The 21,789-nt window shown below is 66.5% G+C and carries 21 protein-coding genes; 4 read left to right on the top strand and 17 right to left on the bottom strand.

Annotation, left to right across the window (positions count from 1 at the left end):
- The 6 genes from biuH to ATO3_RS07110 all read right to left on the bottom strand — a co-directional run bounded on the left by biuH (position 1) and on the right by ATO3_RS07110 (position 5,894).
- The gene (biuH, locus tag ATO3_RS07135; RefSeq protein ID WP_088649129.1) at positions 1 to 675 is read right to left on the bottom strand and encodes a biuret amidohydrolase; all 675 of its coding nucleotides are present in this window, start codon (positions 673 to 675) and stop codon (positions 1 to 3) included.
- Positions 672 to 1,688, bottom strand: coding sequence for a formamidase (locus tag ATO3_RS07130; protein WP_088649128.1), 1,017 nt, complete (start codon positions 1,686 to 1,688; stop codon positions 672 to 674). Before ATO3_RS07130 ends, biuH begins: the two co-directional genes overlap by 4 nt.
- 10 nt (positions 1,689 to 1,698) lie before the next feature.
- Positions 1,699 to 2,622, bottom strand: a complete 924-nt coding sequence (locus ATO3_RS07125) for an ABC transporter permease (RefSeq protein ID WP_088649127.1) — start codon at positions 2,620 to 2,622, stop codon at positions 1,699 to 1,701.
- The gene (locus ATO3_RS07120; protein WP_088649126.1) at positions 2,619 to 3,725 is read right to left on the bottom strand and encodes an ABC transporter permease; all 1,107 of its coding nucleotides are present in this window, start codon (positions 3,723 to 3,725) and stop codon (positions 2,619 to 2,621) included. The genes ATO3_RS07125 and ATO3_RS07120 overlap by 4 nt, the downstream gene beginning before the upstream one ends.
- Positions 3,726 to 3,729: 4 nt before the next feature.
- On the bottom strand, positions 3,730 to 4,848 hold the full coding sequence (locus ATO3_RS07115; protein WP_143747241.1) for a BMP family ABC transporter substrate-binding protein: 1,119 nt from the start codon (positions 4,846 to 4,848) through the stop codon (positions 3,730 to 3,732).
- 143 nt (positions 4,849 to 4,991) lie between these two features.
- Complete coding sequence (locus ATO3_RS07110; RefSeq protein ID WP_088649125.1) at positions 4,992 to 5,894, bottom strand: LysR family transcriptional regulator; 903 nt, start codon at positions 5,892 to 5,894, stop codon at positions 4,992 to 4,994.
- A 188-nt stretch (positions 5,895 to 6,082) separates the two neighbouring features.
- On the opposite strand from ATO3_RS07110, the gene atzF reads away from it, so the two are divergent.
- Positions 6,083 to 7,864, top strand: a complete 1,782-nt coding sequence (gene atzF, locus ATO3_RS07105; protein WP_088649124.1) for an allophanate hydrolase — start codon at positions 6,083 to 6,085, stop codon at positions 7,862 to 7,864.
- Between the two features lie 46 nt (positions 7,865 to 7,910).
- On the opposite strand, the gene ATO3_RS07100 is transcribed toward atzF, so the two are convergent.
- The 9 genes from ATO3_RS07100 to hpaR form a co-directional block, all read right to left on the bottom strand.
- Positions 7,911 to 8,168, bottom strand: a complete 258-nt coding sequence (locus tag ATO3_RS07100; protein ID WP_088649123.1) for a YjhX family toxin — start codon at positions 8,166 to 8,168, stop codon at positions 7,911 to 7,913.
- A 344-nt stretch (positions 8,169 to 8,512) separates the two neighbouring features.
- On the bottom strand, positions 8,513 to 8,854 hold the full coding sequence (locus ATO3_RS07095; RefSeq protein WP_088649122.1) for a hypothetical protein: 342 nt from the start codon (positions 8,852 to 8,854) through the stop codon (positions 8,513 to 8,515).
- A gap of 249 nt (positions 8,855 to 9,103) precedes the next feature.
- Positions 9,104 to 9,505, bottom strand: a complete 402-nt coding sequence (gene cueR / locus ATO3_RS07090; protein WP_088649121.1) for a Cu(I)-responsive transcriptional regulator — start codon at positions 9,503 to 9,505, stop codon at positions 9,104 to 9,106.
- The gene (locus tag ATO3_RS07085) at positions 9,502 to 11,991 is read right to left on the bottom strand and encodes a heavy metal translocating P-type ATPase (protein ID WP_088649120.1); all 2,490 of its coding nucleotides are present in this window, start codon (positions 11,989 to 11,991) and stop codon (positions 9,502 to 9,504) included. Before ATO3_RS07085 ends, cueR begins: the two co-directional genes overlap by 4 nt.
- A 303-nt stretch (positions 11,992 to 12,294) precedes the next feature.
- Complete coding sequence (locus tag ATO3_RS07080) at positions 12,295 to 13,029, bottom strand: proteasome-type protease (RefSeq protein WP_088649119.1); 735 nt, start codon at positions 13,027 to 13,029, stop codon at positions 12,295 to 12,297.
- An 83-nt stretch (positions 13,030 to 13,112) separates the two neighbouring features.
- Complete coding sequence (locus ATO3_RS07075; protein ID WP_088649118.1) at positions 13,113 to 13,916, bottom strand: transglutaminase family protein; 804 nt, start codon at positions 13,914 to 13,916, stop codon at positions 13,113 to 13,115.
- 3 nt (positions 13,917 to 13,919) lie between these two features.
- Positions 13,920 to 14,861, bottom strand: coding sequence for an alpha-E domain-containing protein (locus ATO3_RS07070; protein WP_088649117.1), 942 nt, complete (start codon positions 14,859 to 14,861; stop codon positions 13,920 to 13,922).
- Between the two features lie 4 nt (positions 14,862 to 14,865).
- The gene (locus ATO3_RS07065; protein WP_088649116.1) at positions 14,866 to 16,293 is read right to left on the bottom strand and encodes a circularly permuted type 2 ATP-grasp protein; all 1,428 of its coding nucleotides are present in this window, start codon (positions 16,291 to 16,293) and stop codon (positions 14,866 to 14,868) included.
- A 169-nt stretch (positions 16,294 to 16,462) separates the two neighbouring features.
- Positions 16,463 to 16,909 (bottom strand): homoprotocatechuate degradation operon regulator HpaR, encoded by a 447-nt coding sequence (gene hpaR / locus ATO3_RS07060; RefSeq protein WP_088649115.1) that lies wholly within the window; start codon positions 16,907 to 16,909, stop codon positions 16,463 to 16,465.
- A 161-nt stretch (positions 16,910 to 17,070) separates the two neighbouring features.
- On the opposite strand from hpaR, the gene ATO3_RS07055 reads away from it, so the two are divergent.
- The 3 genes from ATO3_RS07055 to ATO3_RS07045 all read left to right on the top strand — a co-directional run bounded on the left by ATO3_RS07055 (position 17,071) and on the right by ATO3_RS07045 (position 20,453).
- The gene (locus ATO3_RS07055) at positions 17,071 to 18,489 is read left to right on the top strand and encodes a pyridoxal phosphate-dependent decarboxylase family protein (RefSeq protein WP_088649114.1); all 1,419 of its coding nucleotides are present in this window, start codon (positions 17,071 to 17,073) and stop codon (positions 18,487 to 18,489) included.
- Between the two features lie 15 nt (positions 18,490 to 18,504).
- The gene (locus tag ATO3_RS07050; RefSeq protein ID WP_088649113.1) at positions 18,505 to 19,272 is read left to right on the top strand and encodes an HpcH/HpaI aldolase family protein; all 768 of its coding nucleotides are present in this window, start codon (positions 18,505 to 18,507) and stop codon (positions 19,270 to 19,272) included.
- 158 nt (positions 19,273 to 19,430) lie between these two features.
- Positions 19,431 to 20,453 (top strand): aspartate-semialdehyde dehydrogenase, encoded by a 1,023-nt coding sequence (locus ATO3_RS07045; protein WP_088649112.1) that lies wholly within the window; start codon positions 19,431 to 19,433, stop codon positions 20,451 to 20,453.
- 21 nt (positions 20,454 to 20,474) lie between these two features.
- Here the strand turns inward: ATO3_RS07045 and ATO3_RS07040 are convergent, their stop codons facing one another.
- Positions 20,475 to 20,954: a hypothetical protein gene (locus tag ATO3_RS07040; RefSeq protein ID WP_233152055.1), complete on the bottom strand. Its 480-nt coding sequence runs from the start codon at positions 20,952 to 20,954 to the stop codon at positions 20,475 to 20,477.
- A 154-nt stretch (positions 20,955 to 21,108) separates the two neighbouring features.
- Complete coding sequence (locus tag ATO3_RS07035; protein WP_088649110.1) at positions 21,109 to 21,759, bottom strand: carbonic anhydrase; 651 nt, start codon at positions 21,757 to 21,759, stop codon at positions 21,109 to 21,111.
- Between the last annotated feature and the right edge of the window lie 30 nt (positions 21,760 to 21,789).

Below are 21,789 nucleotides of genomic sequence, written 5' to 3'. Positions count from 1 at the left end.
TCAGAGCGCCTCGATCAGTTTCTCGCTGTCGGACACCGCGCCAAAGACGCCGCCCTGCATCGTCACCATCTTCAGCGCCGCCTCGTGGTTGCCCGGATCGGTGGCCCCGCAACAGTCTGACAACACGAGGCATTCGAAACCCCGGTCGTTGCCCTCGCGCATGGTGGTCGAGACGCAGACATCTGTGGTGATGCCGCAAAGGATCAGGTTCTCGATGCCGCGCGTGCGCAGGATCAGTTCCAGGTCCGTGGCGCAGAACGACCCCTTGCCGGGCTTGTCGATGATGATCTCGCCGGAGGCGGGGTAAAGCTCGTCGATGATGTCCCATCCCGGCTCGCCCCGCACGAGGATCTTGCCGCAGGGGCCGGGATCGCCGATGCCCGCGCCGATCTGCTGCGAGCGCCAGCGCTTGTTCGCGGGCAGGTCGCTGAGGTCGGGCCGGTGGCCTTCGCGCGTGTGAAAGATATGGTAACCCTTCTCGCGCATCTTCGTCAGCACCGCCTTGATCGGCTTGATCGGGGCCTGTGTCAGCGAAAGGTCATAGCCCATGGCATCCACGTAGCCACCCTTGCCGCAAAAATCGGTCTGCATGTCGATGATGATCAGCGCCGTGTTCTCGGGGCGCAGATCGCCGTTGTAGGGCCATTGGTACGGATTGGCGTCGACATAGGTCATTCGGCGGCGTCCTTCTTGGTTTCACCGTAAAGGCGGGTCGGCGCGGGGAAGCCGAAATCGGTCCCGTCCGTCACCTTGACCTCGTCCTCCCAGGGCAGGCGGTACTGCCCGGCGGCGAGGTCGGTCATGTAGGTATAGGGGCAATCCTGCGCACCGCCCTTCACGGCGACATAGCCGCGATGGCCGAACTGGTAGGGGTTGTTCTCCACCCCCCAACCGGTGCGGGCCTCGCGGATCAGGTCGGGGCGGATCTCGGCGGTGATGATCTCATCCGCGCGGCCGGAGGTGCCATGCGCGATGACCGCGCCGTCGAAGTTGCAGATCATGCCCTCACCCATCGAATCGAAGGTCCCGTCGCTGCCGCACATGCAGACGTTGGCGGTGGCCATGAGGTTGCAGAAGGCGTTGGACTGGTTGGTGAATTTCCACGAATCCCGGATCGGCGCGGTGTAGCCGGCGGTGCGGATCATGATCTCCGCCCCCTTGTAGGCGCATTCGCGGGCCATTTCCGGGAACATGCCGTCGTGGCAGATGATCAGCGCGATCTTCGACCCGTTCGGCCCGTCGCAGACCGGGATGCCCTGATCGCCCGGCTCCCACGGCTCCACCGGGACCCAGGGGTGCATCTTGCGGTAATAGAGCCGGACCTCGCCCTCGTCGTCGATGATCAGGCCGGAATTGTAGGGCATGCCACCCGGGTTCAGCTCCATGATCGAGAAGCAGCCCCAGATCGCGTTGTCGATACAGGCCTGCTTGAAGGCCGCGACCTCGGGGCCGTCCATGGTGCACATGATCTCGGGGTTGATGTCCATCGACAGGCCGTGCAGCGCGTATTCGGGGAAGACGACAAGGTCCATCGTGCCCATGTTGCGCCGCGCCTTGCCGACCAGCTCCACGATGCGCGCGGTCTGGGCGGCAAGGTCGTCCTTCGTCACCACATTGGGCAGTTTCAGCTGCACGAGGCCCAGGACCACGCCGTTTTCGGATTTGTTCAGGCCGCCAAGTCCGTTCATGCCGGTCTCCCTACTTGTTGAGGCTCAGCTCTCCGGGCGCGCCGTCCATGGCCTTGTCCGGGGAGGAGGTGAAGATGAGCAGCGCCAGCGTGAGCACGTAAGGCGCTGCGAAGAAGAGGTAATAGCCCGAGGTGACGCCCACGGATTGCAACGCGGGGCCCAGCGCGCCTGCGCCGCCGAAGAGAAGGGCAGCCCAGAAGCAATAGATCGGGTTCCAGCGGGCAAAGATCACCAGCGCGACGGCCATCAGGCCCTGCCCGGACGAGACGCCTTCGTTCCAGCTGCCGGGATAATAGAGCGAGAGGTATGCGCCCCCCACGCCCGCCAGCGCGCCGCCAGCGGCGGTGGACAGCAGGCGCACGGTGTTGGGGTTCAGCCCGATGGCGCGGGCGGCATCGGTGCTGTCGCCCACGACGCGGATGGTCAGGCCGATCTTCGTGGATCGGAACATCCAGGCCATGGCCACCGCCAGAGCCGCGCCGATGATGAACAGCGCGTTGACCTGCAGTGCCGCCTGCACCTGCGGGATGTCGGACCACCAGCCCAGCGGGATCGCCGGCAGGTCGGGCGCGACCGGCTGGATGTAGGGCTTGCCGAAGAAGAAGGCGAGGCCCATGCCCAAGAGCATCAGCGCGATGCCGATGGCCACGTCGTTCACGCCCTTGAACTTGCAGATCCAGCCGTGGAACAGGCCGAAAACCGCCCCCGCCAGCGCCGCCGCCAGAACCCCCGCCCAGGGCGAGCCGGTCTCGAAGGCAATCGCGTAGCCGGACATGGCACCGAAGACGAGCGTGCCTTCGAGCCCGAGGTTGATGCGGCCCGAGCGTTCGGTCAGGCATTCGCCGATGGAGACGAACAGGAACGGCGTCGAGACCCGGATCGCGCCGCCGAGGATGGCGAGCGGAACGCCCCACATGCCGATGTCGGTGCTCATGCGTCAGCCCTCCAGAAGCCCGGTTTGAAGATCGCGATCCGGCCGTACAGCGTTTCCGACAGCAGGATGGTGACGAAGACGATCCCCTCCATCACCAGGATGGTGGCGTCGGGCAGGTCCATGCGGCGCTGGACCAGGCCGGATGACGCCTCGAACCCGGCGAGAAGGATGGCGACGGGGATGATTGCCAGCGGATTGTGGCGTGCGAGGAAGGCAACCAGGATGCCGGTGTAGCCATAGCCCACGATAAGCGAGCCATTGGCCGAGCCGTGGATCGCCGCGACCTCGAAGAACCCGGCAAGCCCGGCCGCCGCCCCGCCCAGAGCGGTGAAGCCGATCACCAGCCGCCCCACCGGAAGGCCCTGCACCTCGGCCGCGCGGATGTTGTCGCCGGCGATGCGGGCGGCGAAGCCCGTCGTCGTGCGGTCCGTCAGGATCCAGGCGAGGAGACAAGCCAGCAGGCCAAAGAAGAACCCCCAGTGCACGTCGATCCCCACCGGCATGTCGCCGATGCGCAGATGTTCGGGCAGGGGCGCGGTCGAGGGCTTGTTGAGCGAGGCGGGATCGCGGAACAGCCCCTCGACCCAGTGGTTCATCAGGGCGATGGCGATATAGGCCATCAGCAGCGAGGCGATGGTCTCGTTCACGCCGCGCCGGATGCGGAGCCAGCCGACGGCGCCGATCCACGCACCGCCGATGATCATCGCGGCCACCCCCATGGCGATAAAGCCGAGGAAGGAGGGCGCCCAGGCGAAGGCCAGCCCCGCAACGGCAGCGGCAAGACCACCAAGCGCGATGGCCCCTTCGCCGCCGATCACCACGAGGCCCAGCCGCGCGGGCAGGGCAACGCAGAGACCCGCAAAGAGCAGTGGCGAAACCCGCGACAGCGTGTTCTGCCAGGAAAAGGCCGAGCTGAACCCGGCCTTGTAGATCAGCGCATAGAAATCCACGGGCGACTTGCCGAGAACGGCAAGAAAGACCGAGAACACCGCCAGGCCCGCGATCAGGGCGCCCAGCGGAATGACGACGGCCTCCAGCCGTGGCAGCCACTTGGCCAGCGCCACGCCGTGCCGCGTCGGTTGGGCCGTCGTCACATCCGCCATTGGATCAGTTCGTCGAACCGATGACGCCCTCGACGAGGTAGTCCATGCTTTCAAGCGCGATGTCGGTTTCCAGGAATTCCTCGCCCTCAGCGGCGATCACGTTGCCCTTGTTGTCCTTCAGCGGGCCCTTGATGACCGAGAAACCGCCCTTCTCGATCTCGGCCTTGGTCTCTTCGAACTGGGCGCGGGCGGCGTCGGTGACGGCGGGGCCCAGCGGCGACATCTTGATGAAGCCGTCGGCCAGGCCGCCGCGGATGAAGTTGTCGATCGTGCCGCCATCCAGCATGGTCTGCACCATCTGCGGATAGACCCCGGCCCAGTTCCATTCGGCCCCGGTCAGGTACATCTCGGGCGCCAGGGGCGACTGGTTGGCATGATAGCCGCAGATGTAGGACCCGCGCCCGGCGGCGGTTTCCATCACCACCTTGGGCCCGTCCACGTGGCAGGTGATCACGTCACAGCCCTGGTCGCACAGCGCGTTGGTGGCCTCGGCCTCCTTCACGGCAAGCGACCATTCCCCGGTGAAGATGACCTGGCAGGTGATCTCGGGATCCACCGCGCGGGCGCCCAGCAGGAAGGAGTTGATGTTCAGCAGCACCTGCGGGATCGGCTTGGCCGCGACGAAGCCGATCTTCTTCGACTGGGTCATGTGGCCGGCAACGATGCCGTTCAGGTACTGGCCCATGCCGATATAGCCGAAGTAGGACCCGACATTGGTGGGCATGCCTTCGGTCCAGAGCCCGGCGGCATGTTCAAAGCGCACCTCGGGGTATTTCGGCGCCACTTCCAGAACGTGCGGATCGAAATAGCCGAAGGAGGTCGGGAAGAGCAGCCCGGCGCCATCGAAATTGATCATCGATTCCATGGTGTTCTGGACATCGTTGGTCTCGGGGACGTTCTCTTCCTCGACGACGGTGACGCCTTCCATCTCCTTCACGGCGGCGGCGCCCTCGGCATGGGCCTGGTTGTAGCCGAAATCGTCCTTCGGCCCGACATAGATGAATCCGACGGTCAGGTTGGCGGCGCGGGCGCGCGTGGGGATCAGCGATCCGGTGGCGGCGACACCGCCCATGGCGGCCGTGGTGGCCAGGAAATGGCGGCGGGAAAAGGTGGATCTGGTCAAGGCGGGTATGCTCCTGTGGCGGGCCCGCCCCGGGTGCTGACCAGAGCGGAGTGAGTGACAGGAGGCAGCGTAGGACCGATTTGTGGTGTTGTCTTATGCTTGTTTTTTGCAAGAGTGGTGCATGAAACGCACCGCTTGATGGATCAAAGCGCGTGGGCCTGCAGCGCGGTGGCCAGCTGCTGCAGGAAGCGGCCGGAGGCGACAGGCAGGATCCGCCCGCGCAGCTGGCCGAGAAACAGGTTGCCCGGCGCCACATCGCGGGTCGACAGGGGCCGGGCGACGTAGCCGCGCGCCCCGACCATCTTCAGGCCGATGGGAAACTGGAAGGCGATGGCGTTCTCGTGCAGCACGTAATGGCGCATGAAGTCGAAGCTTTCGGATTCCACGACCGGCTCGATCGTGCGGTAGGTGGTCTTGCGCGCAGCGGCATCCAGCAGCACCCGCGCGCCATAACGGGGGCTGGGCGCGACATAGGCCTGCTCCAGGCAGTCGCGCAGGCGGATCTCGGTCTGCGAGGCCAGGGGATTGTCGGCGCGCATCACCACGTGAACCGGCTGCTGGATCTGCACGACGACCTCGAAATCCACCATGTGCTGCGGTTCGAACACCAGCGCGATGTCCGAGGCGAAGGTGGACAGGTCGTGCTCGGCCTCGACCCGGTCGCGGGTCTTGACCGAAAAGGTCACGCCGCGATGCTCGGCCCGGTATCTGGCGATCTGGTCGGGCATGAAATAGGGCAGCAGGGCCTGCGAACAGGCGATGGAGACATGGCCCCGCCGCACGCCCGACAGATCGGCGACCTGGCTTTGCAGCCGCGCGAAATCGGAGCGTTGGGCGCGGATATGGTGCAGCACCAGTTCTCCGGCCGGGTTCAGGCGGACACCGCGCGGCAGGCGCTCGAAGATCTCGTAGCCCAGCTCCTCCTCGAACCGGTTGATGCGGCGGTTCAGCGCCGAGGCGGTGATGTTCATGTCTTCCGCCGCCTTGCGGATGGAGCCGGCGCGGATGATCGCCTCCACCATGTCGAAATCCTGCAGATGCCGCATGACGCCCCTTGCCTGCCTGGTGAATGTGCCACGTGAAACAATGAGCGGTGCGTTTCCTGCACCGCTTTTGTGAAAACTTAGCATTTGTGGAAACGCTCGGTAAGGCCGAAGCTCGTCCCAGGCCCGCGTCCGGGATCCGGGCGCCGTTTGCCGTGACACGACCCCGAAGCGCTCCAAGGATTCATCCCATGGCCGATCTGCCCCTGACCCTGCCCTCGCTCCGTGCCGCTTATGCCGCCGGCACCTCGCCCGCCGAGGTGATCGAACAGGTCTATGCCCGGATCGCGGCGGTGGGCGATCCGCATATCTTCCTCTGCCTCTACGACAAGGCCGAGGTGCTGGCCGCGGCCGAGGCGCTGGGGCCTTTCGATCCGTCAAAACCATTGTGGGGCGCGCCTTACGCGATCAAGGACAACATCGACGCCGCAGGCAAGCCGACCACGGCCGCCTGCCCGGCCTATGAATACATTGCCGAAGAAGACGCCCTTGTCGTCAAGCAGTTGCAGGCCGCCGGCGCGCTGCTGGTGGGCAAGACCAACCTGGACCAGTTCGCCACCGGGCTGGTCGGCGTGCGCACGCCCTATGGCGCGCCGCTGAATTCCATCGACCCCGAGATCGTGCCGGGCGGGTCCTCGGGCGGGTCGGGCGTGGCGGTGGGACATGGGATCGTGACCTTTGCGCTGGGGACCGACACCGCCGGGTCGGGGCGGGTGCCGGCGGCGCTGAACAACATCGTGGGGCTGAAGCCGACGCTGGGCACGCTGTCGGCCAGCGGGCTGGTGCCGGCCTGCCGGACGCTCGACACGATCTCGGTCTTCGCGCTGAGCGTGGAGGATGCCTTTGCCGCCTATACCGCCGCTGCCGGATACGACGCGGCGGACAGCTATTCGCGCGACATTCCGGTCGGCCCCCTCGCCGCTCCGGTGCCGGCGCGTCTCGGTATCCCCGATCCGGCGTCGATCCGGTTCTTCGGCGACTCGGTGCAGGAAGAGGCGTTTTACACCGCGCTGGAGGTCATGCAGGGCTGGGGCTGCGAGATCGTGGAGCTGGATTTCACGCCGTTCTACGCGGTGGCCGAGATGCTTTACCAGGGCGCCTGGGTCGCGGAACGCTATGCCGCGATCGAGGAGATGATGACGAAGACGCCCGACGCGGTCTTTCCCGTCACCCGCCAGATCATCGGCGCGGCCGAAAAGCTGTCGGCGGCGGATGCGTTCAAGGGGATCTACCGGTTGAAGGACCTGATCCGACAGGCGGAACCGCTGCTGGCGGGGATCGACGCGCTGTGCGTGCCGACGATCCCGACCTTCTACACCGTCGCCGACCTGGAGGCCGACCCGGTGACGCCGAATTCCAACTTCGGCACCTACACCAATTTCGTGAACCTGATGGACATGTGCGGCATCGCCGTGCCGGCGCCCGCGCGCGACGACGGACGGCCCGGCAGCCTGACCTTCCTGGCACCCGCCGGGCAGGATGCGATGGTCGCGGGGCTGGCCACGGTGATCGAGGCGGCGGGCAACCGCACACTTGGCGCCACCGGCTGGGCGCGCACGAAGCCCGCGCTGGCCCCCGCCGGCGAGAGCGGCACGATCGACATTGCCGTCTGCGGCGCCCACATGGAGGGGCTGCCGCTGAACCACACGCTGACCTCGCGCGGCGCGAAGCTGCTGCGCCGCGCGAAGACCGCGCCGGATTATGCCTTTTATGCGCTGGCGGGCGGCGACGTGGCGCGGCCCGGTCTGGTGCGCGTGGCCGACGGGACCGGCGCCTCGGTCGCCCTGGAAATCTGGCGGATGCCGGAGGCGGAATTCGGGTCGTTCATGAAGACGATCCCCGCGCCGCTGGGCATCGGGACGATCCGGCTGGACGATGGATCGACCGTGCAGGGGTTCCTGTGCGAGGCGGCGGCGGCCAGGGGCGCCACCGATATCTCGGACCTGGGCGACTGGCGGCATTACGTGGCCTGACCCGGCACGGGGTCGGACGGCCGCGGGAACGGCCGTCCGCAGGGATCTAACGGTTGTCGAGCTGGGCGCGCACGTTGCGGCGGCCCTTCTCCGAGATCCGGTAGGGGCTGGAATTCAGCGATTCGATGAACCGCTTGCGGCGCAGCTTCGCGAAGACGTCGAGGGTGCAGTTTTCCAGCATGTAGCCCTCACGCGTGTAGCATTGCACCTCCGTAACGCGGCCGTTGGGCCCGCGTTCGTACAGGATGCGACCGCCCTGCGCCAACGCGTGCAGCACGCGCTGTTCGTTTTTCGAGATGTTCATTGTCGGATGTCCGGAATTGGATAGGCACGTCAAGCCACGGCCCGGCGCAGGCTGCGCGGGCGGGCGTTAGCGCGGATCCCGGTCTGTCGAGATCCGGATCAGCTCCGGACAATCTCCAACATCTACAATTCCCTTGAGGGTATGATTGCTTCGTCCTCTATATGGGATCCCCGCCGCGCCGCGCAACCGCGCCGCGCGAGGGTCCCGGCCAGCGCGCTGCCCCTGTGGCACGGGCGTCACCCGCCCCCCAGACGCAAAAAGGCCGCCGCGCGGAGGAGGAGACGCGCGGCGGCCTTTGCGTGACCGGACCCCCGAAGCCGGGAGGCCGGGAATAGGTCGGTGACTTACTTGCTGGCGTATTGGACGCCGACCGGGCTGGCCGTCACGGTGACGTCGCCGCCGGTGCGGGCAAAGGCGTAATGAGCCGAAGGCGCGCCCGGCAGCGCGAAGCTGACCGCGTCGCCATCGGCGAGCACCATGGCCACGCGGGCCGGCGCATAGGTTTCGGACGGCGTGTAGGTGGCGACGACTTCGAGCCCGGCGTCGACCTCGGTCATGTAGACATTCATGTCGACACCGCCGTCATGCAGGCTGGCGCCCGAGAGCGGCTCGGTCAGGGTGATCTGGTCGGCGGAAGCGGCGCCCGCGAGGGCGATGGCGAAAGCGGTGATGGCGGCGGTTTTCATCTGTGGCGTCCTGTTTCGGCTGTGCCGCGCCACCCTTGGCGCGGCGATGTGTTCAATATCTTGCTGCAGTGCAGAATATGGGGCGCCGCGCCCCGGCCACAATCGCGCTTTGCGCATAGCTGTCATGAGTTGGCGTTCCAGCCAAAATGCCATAAAATCATGACGCTGGTATACGGTGCCATACCGCTACCCACGATCTGACAGATTTTCCCATCCCTGCCAGAGACTTGACGCTGCATTGCAGCAAGGTCAGCCGTGCCCGGCAGGGTCCGAGGCCAGGTCGCGGAGAATCGGGCAATCCGGCCGGTTGTCTCCCGCGCAGCTGTCGACCAGCGAAGACAGGGTGCGCCGCATCTCGTGCAGCTCGGCCAGCTTGGCGTCGATTCTCTCCAGATGCCCCTCGGCGATGCGCTTCACGTCGCCCGAAGCGCGCGTGCTGTCTTCGTACAGGGCCAGAAGCGAACGGCAATCCTCGATCGAGAAATCGAAGGACCGGGCGCGTCCAAGGAAGGCCAGCTTGTGCACATCGGTTTCCGAGAAATCGCGGTAGCCGTTCGGATCGCGCGCCGGGCGGATCAGCCCGATTTCCTCGTAATAGCGGATCGTCTTGGCCGGCAGGCCGGTGCGTTTCGCCGCCGCGCCGATGTTCATGGCGTCACCGTCTTCGGCGCGGCGCTGTTGGCCGGGCGCGCGGGCGTCTCGGCCAGGGCCGGGGCGATCCGGCGCAGGCGCAGCGCGTTGGACACCACAAAGACCGAGGACAGCGCCATCGCCCCGGCCGCCAGCATCGGCGACAGCAGCGTGCCGGTCAGCGGATAAAGCACGCCGGCCGCAACGGGGATCAGCGCGGAATTGTAGGCGAAGGCCCAGAACAGGTTCTGCCGGATGTTGGACAGGGTCGCCTTCGACACGTGATGTGCGTTGACCGCCCCCGCCACGGCGCCCGAGACCATGACGACATCCGCCGCTTCGACGGCGATGTCGGTGCCGGTGCCCATGGCAAGGCCCACGTCGGCCTCGGCCAGGGCCGGGGCGTCGTTGATCCCGTCGCCGGCAAAGGCCACCGGGCCAAGCCGGTCGCGCAGGCGTTTGACGGCCTCCTGCTTGTCGCCCGGCAGCACCTCGGCCTCGACATGGGTGATGCCAAGCTTGCGGGCGATCGCCTCGGCCGGGGCGCGGGCGTCACCTGTGATCATGGCGACCTCCAGCCCCTCGGCCTGCAGCGCGGCGACGGCGCGGCTCGCATCGGGTTTGATCGCGTCGGCAACCGCGAGATAGGCCGCCGCCTGCCCGTCCACCGCCAGCCAGACCGGGGTGTCGGCGCCGGTGTCGCCCGGGATCTCGGGCAGGGCAATGCCTTCGCGCGTCATCAGGCGGGGGGCGCCCAGCAGGATGCGGCGGCCCTCGACCATGGCCTGCAGGCCGTAGCCCGGCAGCGCCTGCTCGTCCGAGGTCTGTGGCAGGTCGAGCCCGCGTTGCGCGGCGCCTTCGACGATGGCCTTCGCGATCGGGTGGTCCGATCCGCGTTCGACCGCCGCCGCGATGCGCAGGGCCGCGTCCTCGGTCCAGTCCCCGGCGGGTCGGATCGTGGTCAAGCTGGGCCGGCCTTCGGTCAGGGTGCCGGTCTTGTCGAAGGCTATGACCCGGATGCCGGCCAGCCCCTCAAGCGCCGTGCCCCGGCGGAACAGCACGCCCAGCTCGGCCGCGCGGCCGGTGCCGACCATGATCGAGGTCGGCGTGGCAAGCCCCATGGCGCAGGGGCAGGCGATGATCAATACGGAAATCGCGGCCACCAGCGCGTGGGACAGCGCCGGCACCGGGCCGAAGACCATCCAGGTGACGAAGGTCAGCGTAGCGATGACCAGCACCACGGGCACGAAGATCCGCACCACGCGGTCGGCCAGCGCCTGGATCGGCAGCCGCGCGCCCTGCGCCTCTTCGACCATGGCGACGATGCGCGACAGCAGGGTGTCGGCCCCGGTCGAGGTCACCCGGACCCGCAGCGTGCCCGACCCGTTGACCGTCCCGCCCACGACCCGGTCGCCCGCGCCGCGTGCCACCGGGACGGGTTCGCCGGTGATCATGGATTCGTCGATGTAACTGTCACCCGACACGACCTCGCCGTCCGCGGCGAGGCTGCGGCCCGGCGGCACCACCAGCACATCGCCGGGGCTCAGGCTGTCGGTGGGGCGTTCCTCGGGACCGTTTTCGGTCTCGACCAGGGCGGTTTCGGGACGTAGGGCGATCAGCTTGCGGATCGCGACACCGGTGCGGCCGCGGGCGCGGGCCTCCAGCCAGCGGCCGGCAAGGATCAGCGTGACGATGACGGCGGCGGCCTCGTAATAGACCGCGCGCGTGCCTTCGGGCAGCAGGGCGGGCGCCAGCAACGCGACGGTGGAAAAGATCCAGGCCGCGCCGGAGCCGAGCGCGACCAGAGCGTTCATGTCCGGGTCGCCCTTCAGCAGGCGCGGGATCCCGTGGCGGAAGAAATCGCGGCCCGGCCCGATCAGCACCAGCGTGGCCAGCACCGCCTGGATCGTCCAGGAGGTCGTCATGCCGATGGTCGCGGCGATCCAGTGGTGGAAGGCGGGGATCACGTGGCCCGTCATCTCGAGCACGAAGATCGGCAGGGTCAGCGCAAGCGCGGTCAGCGTGGCGCGGCGGGTCCTGGTGATCTCCTCCTCCGCCCGCTGGCCGGCGTCGGCGCCCTGCCCGGTCTCGTGCGGGGTGCCCGGGTAACCGGCCTCGGCCGAGGCCGCGCCCAGGGCCTCGGGCGTGGTGGCGCCCTCGAAATAGCGGATCCGGGCGGTGCGGTCGGCCAGGTTCACCTGGGCCGAGATCACCCCGGGCACCGCGGCCAGCGCCCGTTCGGCGCGGCCGGCACAGCCTGCGCAGGTCATGCCCTCGATATCCAGCCGCGCCTCGGCCTCGCGCGCGGGGTAGCCTGCGGCGGACAGCGCTTCGGCCAGCGCCGCGCCCGTGGCGGTGCCGGGCTCGACGGTGGCCGTGCGGTTGGCCAGGTTGACGCTCGCGCCGCCGATGCCGGGCACGTCGGCCAGGGCGGCTTCGGCGCGGCGGACGCAGCTGGCGCAGCTGAGGTTCTCGACTTCAAGGCGCAGCGGGGTGTCGGATGTCATGCTCATGCACCCCAGATAGGGCTTCCAGTTACTGGAAGGTCAAGGGGCAGCAGCAGGGTGCGGCGCGATGGCCCGTCCGGCGGCGGATGGGCGCCGGTGCAGACCCGGGTCGATGCGGCGCGGGATCGGCCGCAGAAGTCGCCGGGCCCGCCGCTTTGTGCCGGGGCCGCGCGACGTTGCCGCCCCTTGCTTTGCGATGGCACGGGGCCCTCCGCCCCCGCTGGGCGCCCGCCCGGCCGCGCCGGGCAGCGCCCTGCCCCCCTCGATGGGGGGCCGGGCGCTTTTACCCCCGATGCCGGGCGATCACTCCGGAAAGGTGAAATCCGGCAGCTGGGCAAAGGCCGATTTCAGCGCCTCGCTCCAGCCGTTGGAGACTTCCTGGTAATAAGGGTCGCTGTCCAGGATCCGCCCCTGCACGCCGAAACGCAGGGTATCGGCGGTGTAGGTGACATAGTCGATCGGCAGCCCGACCGAGAGGTTCGACTTGATCGTCGAATCGAAGCTGACCAGCAGCAGCTTGATCGAATTCTCGAAGCTCGCCGTCTTGTCATAGGCCCGCACCAGGATCGGCTTGCCGTACTTGGTCTCGCCGATCTGGAAGAACGGGTTGTCGTCGGAGGCCTCGATGAAATTGCCCTCGGGATAGATCAGGAACAGGCGCGGCGGGCTGCCCTTGATCTGACCGCCCAGGATCATCGTCGCGCCGAAGGCCGCCGCCTCGGCACCGCTGTCGTCGTTGGAGTGGATGACCTCTTTCAGGGTCGTGCCGACCTCGCGCGCGATCTGGAACATCGACGGGCTCTGCAGGATCGACGGCGCGCGATCGACCGGCGCCTTGGTGCGTTCGTCGAGGATGCCGACCACCGATTGCGTCGTTGCCAGGTTGCCGGCGGTCATCAGCGTGATCACGCGATCGCCCGGCACCTCCCAGGTGTGCATCTTCCGGGCCGTGGCAATGTTGTCCAGGCCCGCATTGGTCCGCGTGTCGGACATGAAGACCAACCCGCGATCCAGTCGCATTCCAACACAATAGGTCATAGCCCCGCCAACCCGATTCGCCTGTCTCCGCGTATAGCGGAACCCCATTCAGAATCGGTTACTAGCGGCTTGCGAACCCGGCGTCACTGCTGCTGTTCGACCACCAGCGTCACGCGCATCGATTCCGGCCCCTCGCCAAAGCGCATCCCCGACGTCGGCGCGGCCTGCGAATAGTCCAGCCCCGTGGCCACGCGGACATAACGCGCATCCGGGCTTTGCCCGTTCGACACGTCGAACCCGACCCAGCCCAGCCCGTCGACATAGGCCTCGGCCCAGGCGTGGCTGGCGCTTTGCTCGACCTGCTCGTCCATCATCAGGTAGCCGCTGACGTAGCGCGCCGGATGGCCCAGCTGCCGCGCGGCGGCGATGAAGATATGCGCGTGATCCTGGCATACGCCGTGCCCTTCGGCCAAAGCCTGTTCGGCGGTCAGCATCGCCGAGGTCTGCTCCTTCGAATAGGGCACCTTGGACAGGATATGGTCCGACAGACCGTGCAACGTGGCCAGGTCGCTTTCGGGCCGGGTGAAATCCGACATCAGCGCCCGCAGCCCCGGGCCGGGCTTCGTCAGCTTCGTGGTCCGGTCGAACAGCCACAGCGGCGTGAAGCCGGTGTGCTTGCCGACGACGCCGTTGTTGTCGGTGACCTCCACCTCACCTTCGCAGGTGATCACGATGTCCTGCGCCCCCGGTTCGAAGCTGATCAGGTCGACGCGATTGGCGTGCTCGTCCTCGAACGACGCTTCCAGCCGCCCGCCATCGACGGTGACGTCCCACGAGATGACGTTCTGCTCGGCCCGCGACTTCGGTCGCAGCCGCAACTGCTGCAGCGCGTAGGGAACCGGGTTATCGTAGTGATACGATGTGGTGTGCGAGATTTTCAGATGCATGGCCTATTCGTAGAACCGATAATCGCGTTCGATCTGACGACCGAGCGCATGGCTTTCGGCCAGGAATTCGGTGACGAATTCGTGCAGGCCGTATTCGAAGATCTGGTCGATGGTCGAATGGTCGAACTTGTGGCAGATCTGGTCCACCATCTTGTGGCTCTCCTTTCGCTCCCCGTAATCGTCGGCAAGGTAGCTGAGATTGGCCTGCATCTTGTGATAGCAGAATGCCAGCGATCGTGGCAGCCGCCTGTCGAGGATCAGGAACCGCGCGATCTTGCGCGGGTCGAATTCCCCGTCATGCAGCGACTGGTAGGCCCGCACCGACGAGGTCGCGCGCAGGATGGTTTCCCACTGCACGTTGTCGCTGACGGTGCCGACATGCATGATCGAGGGCAGCAGGATGTAGTATTTCACGTCCAGCACCCGCGCGGCATTGTCGGCCCGTTCAAAGAACGTCCCCATGCGCGCGAAGTCGTAGATGTCGTTGCGCACCATCGTCCCGTGCAGCGAGCCGCGCACGAAGGCGGTGCGCTGCCGGATCGAGGTCAGGATCTCTGGCAGGTCCTGCTGCTTGATGGGTCGCGAAAGCTGGCTTTTCAGCGTCATCCAGCATTCGTTGACCGCCTCCCAGACCTCCTTGGTCAGGGCGGTGCGCACCATCCGCGCATTGGTCCGGGCCAGTTCGACATTGGCCATGACAGATCCGTCGTTGCCCTTCTCGCGCAGGAGAAAGTTGATGACCTTCTGCCCGTCGATCGCATCGTGCTGCGAGAAATACTGCGCCGCGACCCCGGTCGCCTGCAGGATCGAGGACCATTCGCTGTCGGCCGCGCTGGACCGGGTCAGCGAGATGCGCAACCCCGCCTCGATCATGCGTGCCGTGTTCTCGCTGCGCTCCATGTAGCGCAGCATCCAGAATATACCGCCTGCGGTCTTGCCGAGCATTGCCTTAGTCCTCCAGCACCCAGGTGTCCTTGGTGCCGCCTCCCTGGCTGGAATTCACGACCAGCGATCCTTTCTTCAGCGCCACCCGGGTCAGCCCGCCGGGGATGATCTCCACCCCGCCGGGGGACGCCAGTGCGAAGGGCCGCAGGTCCACGTGGCGCGGGGCCAGGCCCGCCTTGGTCAGGATCGGCACCGTCGACAGCGACAGGGTCGGCTGGGCGATATAATTGCCCGGCTTGGCCTCCAGCTTGGTGCGGAACTCGGCGATTTCCTTCTTCGAGGCCGCCGGGCCCACCAGCATGCCGTAGCCGCCCGAGCCGTGGACCTCCTTGACCACCAGCTCTTCGAGATTTTCCTTCACGTATTTGAACGCATCCGGTTCGGAACAGCGCCAGGTCGGCACGTTCTTCAGGATGGGCTGTTCGCCGGTGTAGAATTCGACGATGTCGGGCATGTAGCTGTAGATCGCCTTGTCGTCGGCGATGCCGGTGCCCGGCGCGTTGGCGATGGTGATCCCGCCCGCGCGGTAGACATCCATGATCCCCGGCACGCCCAGGACAGAGTCGGGATTGAAGGTCATCGGGTCGAGGAATTCGTCATCGACCCGGCGATAGATCACGTCGATCGGCTTGTAGCCCCGGGTCGTGCGCATCGCCACGCGGCCGTCGACCACGCGCAGATCGTGGCCCTCGACCAGTTCGACACCCATCTGGTCGGCCAGGAACGCATGTTCGAAATAGGCCGAGTTGTGAATCCCCGGCGTCAGCACCGCCAGGGTCGGCGGCCCGTCGCAGATCGTCGGCCGACAAGACGACAACGAGCGGCGCAGGCTGCGCGGGTAGTGGCTGACCGCGCGGACGTTGATCCGGCTGAAAAGCTCGGGGAACATGTGCAGCATCGTCTCGCGGTTCTCCAGCATGTAGGAGACGCCGGAGGGCGTGCGGGCATTGTCTTCGAGGACGTAGAATTCATCCTCGCCCGTGCGGACAAGGTCGGTGCCGGTGATGTGGGTATAGATGTTGCCCGGAGGCGCCACGCCGATCATCTGCGGCAAGAACGCGTCGTTCTGGGCCACCATCTCGACCGGGATGCGGCCGGCGCGCAGGATCTCCTGCCGGTGATAGATGTCGTGCAGGAACGAATTGATCGCCCGCACCCTCTGTTCGATGCCCTTTTCCAGCGTCGCCCATTCGCGGCTGGTCAGGATCCTGGGCACCAGGTCGAAGGGGATCAGACGCTCGGTCGCCTCTTCGACACCATACACGTTAAAGGTGATCCCGGTCAGGCGAAAGAAAGCTTCCGCCTGTTCGCTTTTCTTCCTGAGCCGGCCCACGTCTTCCTGGGAGAACCAGGAATTATAGTCGCTGTACGGCTGTCGAGCCTGCTCTCCGAAGCCGTACATTTCGTCGAAAAAGGGCGATCTTTCTGTCATGAGGCGAACGTAGCAGTAAGCAGATCAATTTCAAAAGCAGGAAACGCATAGCGTAGCGGAACCTGCAACTGCGCAGCAATTGGGCGACGGTTGGGGGGTCGTGATGACGCCTGCAGCACTTCGCGACTGCCACAGGGGGGCGCGACGGGCGAAAACCGCGCGCCCCGGGTCAGGATTTATCGTTGAGATCCAGTGCGCTGAGTTCGCTCAGCAGGTCCAGCAGCTGATTGTACTTCTCGGTGCCAAGCCGATCCTCGACACTGCGCGTCAACCTGACGGAGGACGCGAGGTTGTCGGCGATCAGCCGGGACCCGGCCGGCGTGATCTGAACGATCTGGCGGCGGCGGTCGACCGGATCGGTACTGCGCTCGATCAGCCGCTTGGCGTCCAGCTTCTGCAGGATCCGCGTGAGGCTGGGCAGCAGCAGCGAGGCGGCGTCGGCGATCCGCGTCGGATCCGACGGGCCGAATTCGTCCAGAACCCGCAGGACACGCCATTGCTGCTCGGTTATCCCCACGTCGGCCAGCATCGTCCGGATCGGACCCATGACCTGTTCCCGCGCGCGCAAAAGCACGATCGGCAGGGAACGGGACGTTGGGGTGATCTTGGCTGGCATGGGCCTTTCTTGCCGCCGTGCAACGAAAGGTGCAATGGCGGATCGTCTTTCCACCCTAGCGGGTACTGAGGAATGACGGCAGGAATTTGCCGAGGCGCCTGCCGCCTTGCCCGGCCAGCGCGGCACGGCTAGGCCTCGGACCAGAGAAGAGGAGCATGGGAATGGACTGGACGGATTTCGGCAGCTGGGCACATCGGATCGCCGACTGGACGCAGGATTATCGAGAAAACGTCGGGGATTTGCCCGTGCGCGCGCAGTCCCGCCCGGGCGAGGTACTGGAGGCCCTGCCCCCCGCGCCCCCCGAGGCCGGCGAACCGATGGAGGACATCTTTGCCGATTTCGAGCGGGTCGTGATGCCCGGGATCACCCATTGGCAACACCCGCGGTTTTTCGCCTATTTCAACGCGAACGCAGCCGCGCCCTCGGTCCTTGCTGAATTCCTGGTCTCTGCGATCGCGCCGAACTGCCTCATCTGGCAGACCTCTCCGGCGGGAACCGAGATGGAGACCCGCGTCATGGACTGGCTGCGCCAGGCCATCGGCCTGCCCGAGGGCTTTGCCGGGGTGATCCAGGACAGTGCCTCGACCGCGACACTTGCCGCCGTGCTGACAATGCGGGAAAGGGCGCTGGATTTCACCGGCAATACCAAGGGGCTGTTCGCGCGCGCGCCGCTGCGGGTCTATTGTTCGGCCGAGGTGCATACCTCGATCGACCGGGCGATCTGGATCGCCGGCATCGGGGCCGAGAACCTGGTGCGCGTGCCGATCAAGGGAGAGAACCGGGGCATGGACCCCGACGCCCTGCGCGCGCTGATCGCGGCGGACCGCGCGGCGGGGCTGCAGCCCGCGGGCGTGATCCTTTGCGTGGGCGCCACCGGGGTCGGCGCCACCGACCCGGTCGCGCAGGTCATGGAGGTCGCCGAGTCCGAAGGACTATATACACATGTCGACGCCGCCTGGTCCGGCTCGGCCATGATCTGCCCCGAGTTCCGCGAGATGTGGGCGGGGGTCGAGCGCGCCGACAGCATCGTGTTCAATCCGCACAAGTGGCTTGGCGCGAATTTCGACTGTTCTGCGCATTTCGTGCGCGCGCCCGAGGACCTTGTGCGGACGCTGGCGATCCGGCCGGAGTACCTCAAGACCCACGGCAAGGACGGGATCATCAACTATTCCGAATGGTCCGTGCCGCTGGGCCGCCGGTTCCGCGCGCTGAAACTGTGGTTCCTGATCCGCAGCTACGGGCTGGACGGGCTGCGGACCGTGCTGCGCAACCATGTCCGCTGGGCCCGCGCGCTGCATGACCGGCTGGCCGAAGAGCCGGGGTTCGAGATCGTCACCCCGCCGATGTGGTCGCTGTTCTCCTTCCGCTACGTGCCCGATGGGGCCTCCGACCTCGACGCGCTGAACCAGCGGCTGGTGGATGCGATCAACGACGACGGCCGGATCTACCTGACCCAGACGCGCGTCGACGGCGCCCTGGTGATCCGGTTCCAGGCCGGTTCCTTCGAGACGACAGAGGCCGACGTGATGATGGCGCTGGACGTGATCCGGGAGATCGCGCAGGGATTGGAGACAGGTTAACAGGAGGATCCGCCCATGCCCGCCCCCACGAACCAGTTCAAGCAACGGCTGCTGGCCGGAGAGACGCTGATCGGCTGCTGGCTGAGCTTCGCCGAGGCGGCCCCGGCCGAGATCATGGGCTCCATCGGGTTCGACTGGCTGCTGATCGACGGCGAGCACGGGGCGAACGACATCCGCTCGATCCGCGACCAGCTGATCGCGCTTGAGGCCAGCGTGTCCACGCCGATCGTGCGGGTGCCGACCGGGCTTGACTGGGTGCTGAAACAGACGCTGGACGTGGGCGCGCAGACGATCCTGGTGCCGCTGGTGGAAACCGCCGACCAGGCCCGGGCGCTGGTGCGGGCCTGCCGCTATCCGACCTCGGGCATCCGGGGCGTGGGCGCGGCGGCGGCGCGGGCGGGGCGGTTCGGCGGGCTGCCGGATTACGTGACCACCGCGAACGACCAGATCTGCGTGCTGGTGCAGGTCGAAACCGTCAAGGGGGTCGAGAACCTGGACGAGATCCTCGCCGTCGAGGGGATCGACGGGGTGTTCATCGGCCCGGCGGACCTGTCGGCCGACATGGGCCATCTGGGCAATTCCAAGCACCCCGAGGCGCAAAAGCTGATCTGCGACGCGCTGGACCGCATCGCCGCCTCGGGCAAGCCGCCGGGCTGCCTGGCCCTGGATGACGAGACGGCAGAGCTGTACCTGTCGCATGGCACGCGGTTCCTGGCGGTGGGAATCGATGTGCAGCTTCTGGTCTCGGCCGCGCGAGCGAAGATGTCGGCCTGGATGCGCTGAGGGAAAGGCGCCGGTTGCGGGCGGATCTGCCCCGGAACGGCCGCTTTCGCCGCGAAATCACGATGCATCATGGCCCCGGCAACCGGTATTCATGGCGGGGCCTATTTCATTCTGCGGGCCGATCCATTATGTCGCGCCCGTCAAAGGAGAACGAAGAGATGGGTTACAAAGTCGTCGTCGCAGGCGCCACGGGCAACGTGGGCCGCGAAATGCTCAACATCCTGGCCGAGCGCGCGTTTCCGGTGGATGAGATCGCCGTGCTGGCCAGCCGAAAATCGCTGGGCACCGAGGTGAGCTTCGGCGACACCACACTCAAGACCAAGGACCTGGACACGTTCGACTTCACCGGTTGGGACATCGCGCTGTTCGCCATCGGCTCGGACGCCACGAAGAAGTACGCGCCCAAGGCCGCGGCCGCCGGCTGCGTGGTGATCGACAACTCGTCGCTCTACCGCTACGACCCGGACGTGCCGCTGATCGTGCCCGAGGTGAATGCCGACGCGATCGAGGGATATTCCAAGAAGAACATCATCGCCAACCCGAACTGCTCGACCGCGCAGATGGTCGTGGCGCTGAAGCCGCTGCATGACCGGGCGCGGATCAAGCGGGTGGTCGTGTCGACCTACCAGTCCGTGTCGGGCGCCGGCAAGGACGGGATGGACGAGCTCTGGGACCAGACCAAGGCCGTCTACAACCCGACCGACGACAAGCCGGCGAAGAAGTTCACCAAGCAGATCGCCTTCAACGTGATCCCTCATATCGACGTCTTCATGGAAGACGGCTCCACCAAGGAAGAGTGGAAGATGGCCGCGGAGACGAAGAAGATCGTCGACCCCAAGATCAAGGTCACGGCGACCTGCGTGCGGGTGCCGGTCTTTGTCGGCCATGCCGAGGCGATCAACATCGAGTTCGAGGATTTCCTCGACGAGGACGAGGCCCGCGACATCCTGCGCGAGGCGCCGGGGATCATGGTGATCGACAAGCGCGAGGACGGCGGCTACGTCACGCCGGTCGAATGCGTGGGTGACTTCGCCACCTTCATCAGCCGGATCCGCCAGGACGGAACGATCGAGAACGGGCTGAACCTGTGGTGCGTCAGCGACAACCTGCGCAAGGGCGCGGCGCTGAACGCGGTGCAGATCGCCGAGGTTCTGGGCAACCGGGTGCTGAAGAAGGCCTGATGCCGGGTCATCGGGCGCCGGTCACGGCGTCTTCATGACCTCGAAGACATGATCGTCCATCTCCGGATCCTGTTCGGGGGTGGGCAACACCCGGTCCGTCAGCGAGCGGTGGCGATGACCGGGAAATGGCGCCCCGATGCGGCGCATCAGCCGGCTGTAGCCGAAGCCCAGGTCGGATGCCTTGCAGATCCGGCGTCCGTCGGGAAAGGCATGCAGCGCCAGCCCGCCGCCCGCTTCCCGCAATTCGAACCCCTTGTCACGCAGCCGCACGTGCAGGTCCTGCCACGTCGGGGCCTCGGACAGGTCGGGGGCGAGGCGCGCCCGCAAGGGAGCGACGAGCTGCTCATCCGCCCTGTCAGGCGGTCTCGCGTTGAGACGGCGCGAGATCTCCTTCGAAATCAGACGCCGCACCAGCTGGCCGGGGGTGATATCCTCGTCCCGGGCCATTTCGTGCAGGATCAGCCGCATGTCGCGCGGCAGCCGCAGGGGTTCTTCTTCCATAGCCATGCCCGGATCAGACCGGAGAAGGCTTAACAAACCCCTAAAATTTTATGGATCGCCCGGGCAAAATCAGGACCCGACGCGGCACCCGCACGGGGCGCGTTGCGCGGCGTCCCCGGAAACGGACCGCCGCGCCTTTGCTCGTCCCGCCGGATCAGACCGCCAGGAATTCCCCGCGTGCCGGGTCATAGACCTGCAGCCCGCCTTCACCGATATCGGTCCACAGCCCGTGCAGGCCCAGCTCTCCGGAGGCCACGCGCTCTTCCACGAAGGGGAAGCTCATCAGGTTGTCGAGCGAGGTCAGCACCGCCTCCTTCTCGAGCGCGCGTTCCTGCGCGACATTGTCCGGCAGGTCTGCCACCTTGTCGTACTTGGGCTTCAGGATATCCATCCAGCGGCCGACGAAGCTTTCCTTGACCTCCAGCTCGGGCGCGTCGCCCTTGCACATGTCCAGGCAGCCCTTCACGCCGCCGCATTGCGAATGCCCCAGCACCAGCAGGTGCGAGACCTTCAGAACCGTGACCGCGTATTCCACCGCGGCCGAGGTGCCGTGGTGGTCGCCGTCGGGCTCGTAGGGCGGCACCAGGTTGGCGATGTTGCGGTGGATGAAGAACTCTCCCGAATCCGCACCGAAGATCGAGGTCACGTGCACCCGGCTGTCGCAGCAGGAAATCACCATGGCCCTGGGGCGCTGCCCCTCGTCGGCCAGTTTTCGGTACCATGACCTGTTCTCGGCGAAAGAGGTCGCCTTCCAGCCGTGATACCGCTGGAGAAGGTAGTTTGGCAGAGGCCGAGCATGTTTCATGGTCCGTAATCCCTGGTTAGATGACGTGAT

It is taken from the genome of Marinibacterium profundimaris (assembly GCF_002210095.1).
GTDB lineage: Bacteria > Pseudomonadota > Alphaproteobacteria > Rhodobacterales > Rhodobacteraceae > Marinibacterium > Marinibacterium profundimaris.
This window is presented reverse-complemented; position numbering and strand designations above follow the sequence as displayed.

Bases quoted from the DNA above. Each gene is read 5' to 3' on its own strand.
- ATO3_RS07110 (WP_088649125.1), bottom strand. From the start codon at position 5,894: ATGCGGCATCTGCAGGATTTCGACATGGTGGAGGCGATCATCCGCGCC.
- ATO3_RS07050 (WP_088649113.1), top strand. From the start codon at position 18,505: ATGCCCGCCCCCACGAACCAGTTCAAGCAACGGCTGCTGGCCGGAGAG.
- biuH (WP_088649129.1), bottom strand. From the start codon at position 675: ATGACCTATGTCGACGCCAATCCGTACCAATGGCCCTACAACGGCGAT.
- ATO3_RS07100 (WP_088649123.1), bottom strand. From the start codon at position 8,168: ATGAACATCTCGAAAAACGAACAGCGCGTGCTGCACGCGTTGGCGCAG.
- ATO3_RS07130 (WP_088649128.1), bottom strand. From the start codon at position 1,688: ATGAACGGACTTGGCGGCCTGAACAAATCCGAAAACGGCGTGGTCCTG.
- ATO3_RS07080 (WP_088649119.1), bottom strand. From the start codon at position 13,029: ATGACCTATTGTGTTGGAATGCGACTGGATCGCGGGTTGGTCTTCATG.
- cueR (WP_088649121.1), bottom strand. From the start codon at position 9,505: ATGAACATCGGCGCGGCGGCGAAACGCACCGGCCTGCCGGCCAAGACG.
- ATO3_RS07055 (WP_088649114.1), top strand. From the start codon at position 17,071: ATGGACTGGACGGATTTCGGCAGCTGGGCACATCGGATCGCCGACTGG.
- ATO3_RS07125 (WP_088649127.1), bottom strand. From the start codon at position 2,622: ATGAGCACCGACATCGGCATGTGGGGCGTTCCGCTCGCCATCCTCGGC.
- ATO3_RS07075 (WP_088649118.1), bottom strand. From the start codon at position 13,916: ATGCATCTGAAAATCTCGCACACCACATCGTATCACTACGATAACCCG.
- ATO3_RS07065 (WP_088649116.1), bottom strand. From the start codon at position 16,293: ATGACAGAAAGATCGCCCTTTTTCGACGAAATGTACGGCTTCGGAGAG.
- ATO3_RS07070 (WP_088649117.1), bottom strand. From the start codon at position 14,861: ATGCTCGGCAAGACCGCAGGCGGTATATTCTGGATGCTGCGCTACATG.
- ATO3_RS07120 (WP_088649126.1), bottom strand. From the start codon at position 3,725: ATGGCGGATGTGACGACGGCCCAACCGACGCGGCACGGCGTGGCGCTG.
- hpaR (WP_088649115.1), bottom strand. From the start codon at position 16,909: ATGCCAGCCAAGATCACCCCAACGTCCCGTTCCCTGCCGATCGTGCTT.
- ATO3_RS07095 (WP_088649122.1), bottom strand. From the start codon at position 8,854: ATGAAAACCGCCGCCATCACCGCTTTCGCCATCGCCCTCGCGGGCGCC.
- atzF (WP_088649124.1), top strand. From the start codon at position 6,083: ATGGCCGATCTGCCCCTGACCCTGCCCTCGCTCCGTGCCGCTTATGCC.
- ATO3_RS07040 (WP_233152055.1), bottom strand. From the start codon at position 20,954: ATGGAAGAAGAACCCCTGCGGCTGCCGCGCGACATGCGGCTGATCCTG.
- ATO3_RS07045 (WP_088649112.1), top strand. From the start codon at position 19,431: ATGGGTTACAAAGTCGTCGTCGCAGGCGCCACGGGCAACGTGGGCCGC.
- ATO3_RS07085 (WP_088649120.1), bottom strand. From the start codon at position 11,991: ATGACATCCGACACCCCGCTGCGCCTTGAAGTCGAGAACCTCAGCTGC.
- ATO3_RS07035 (WP_088649110.1), bottom strand. From the start codon at position 21,759: ATGAAACATGCTCGGCCTCTGCCAAACTACCTTCTCCAGCGGTATCAC.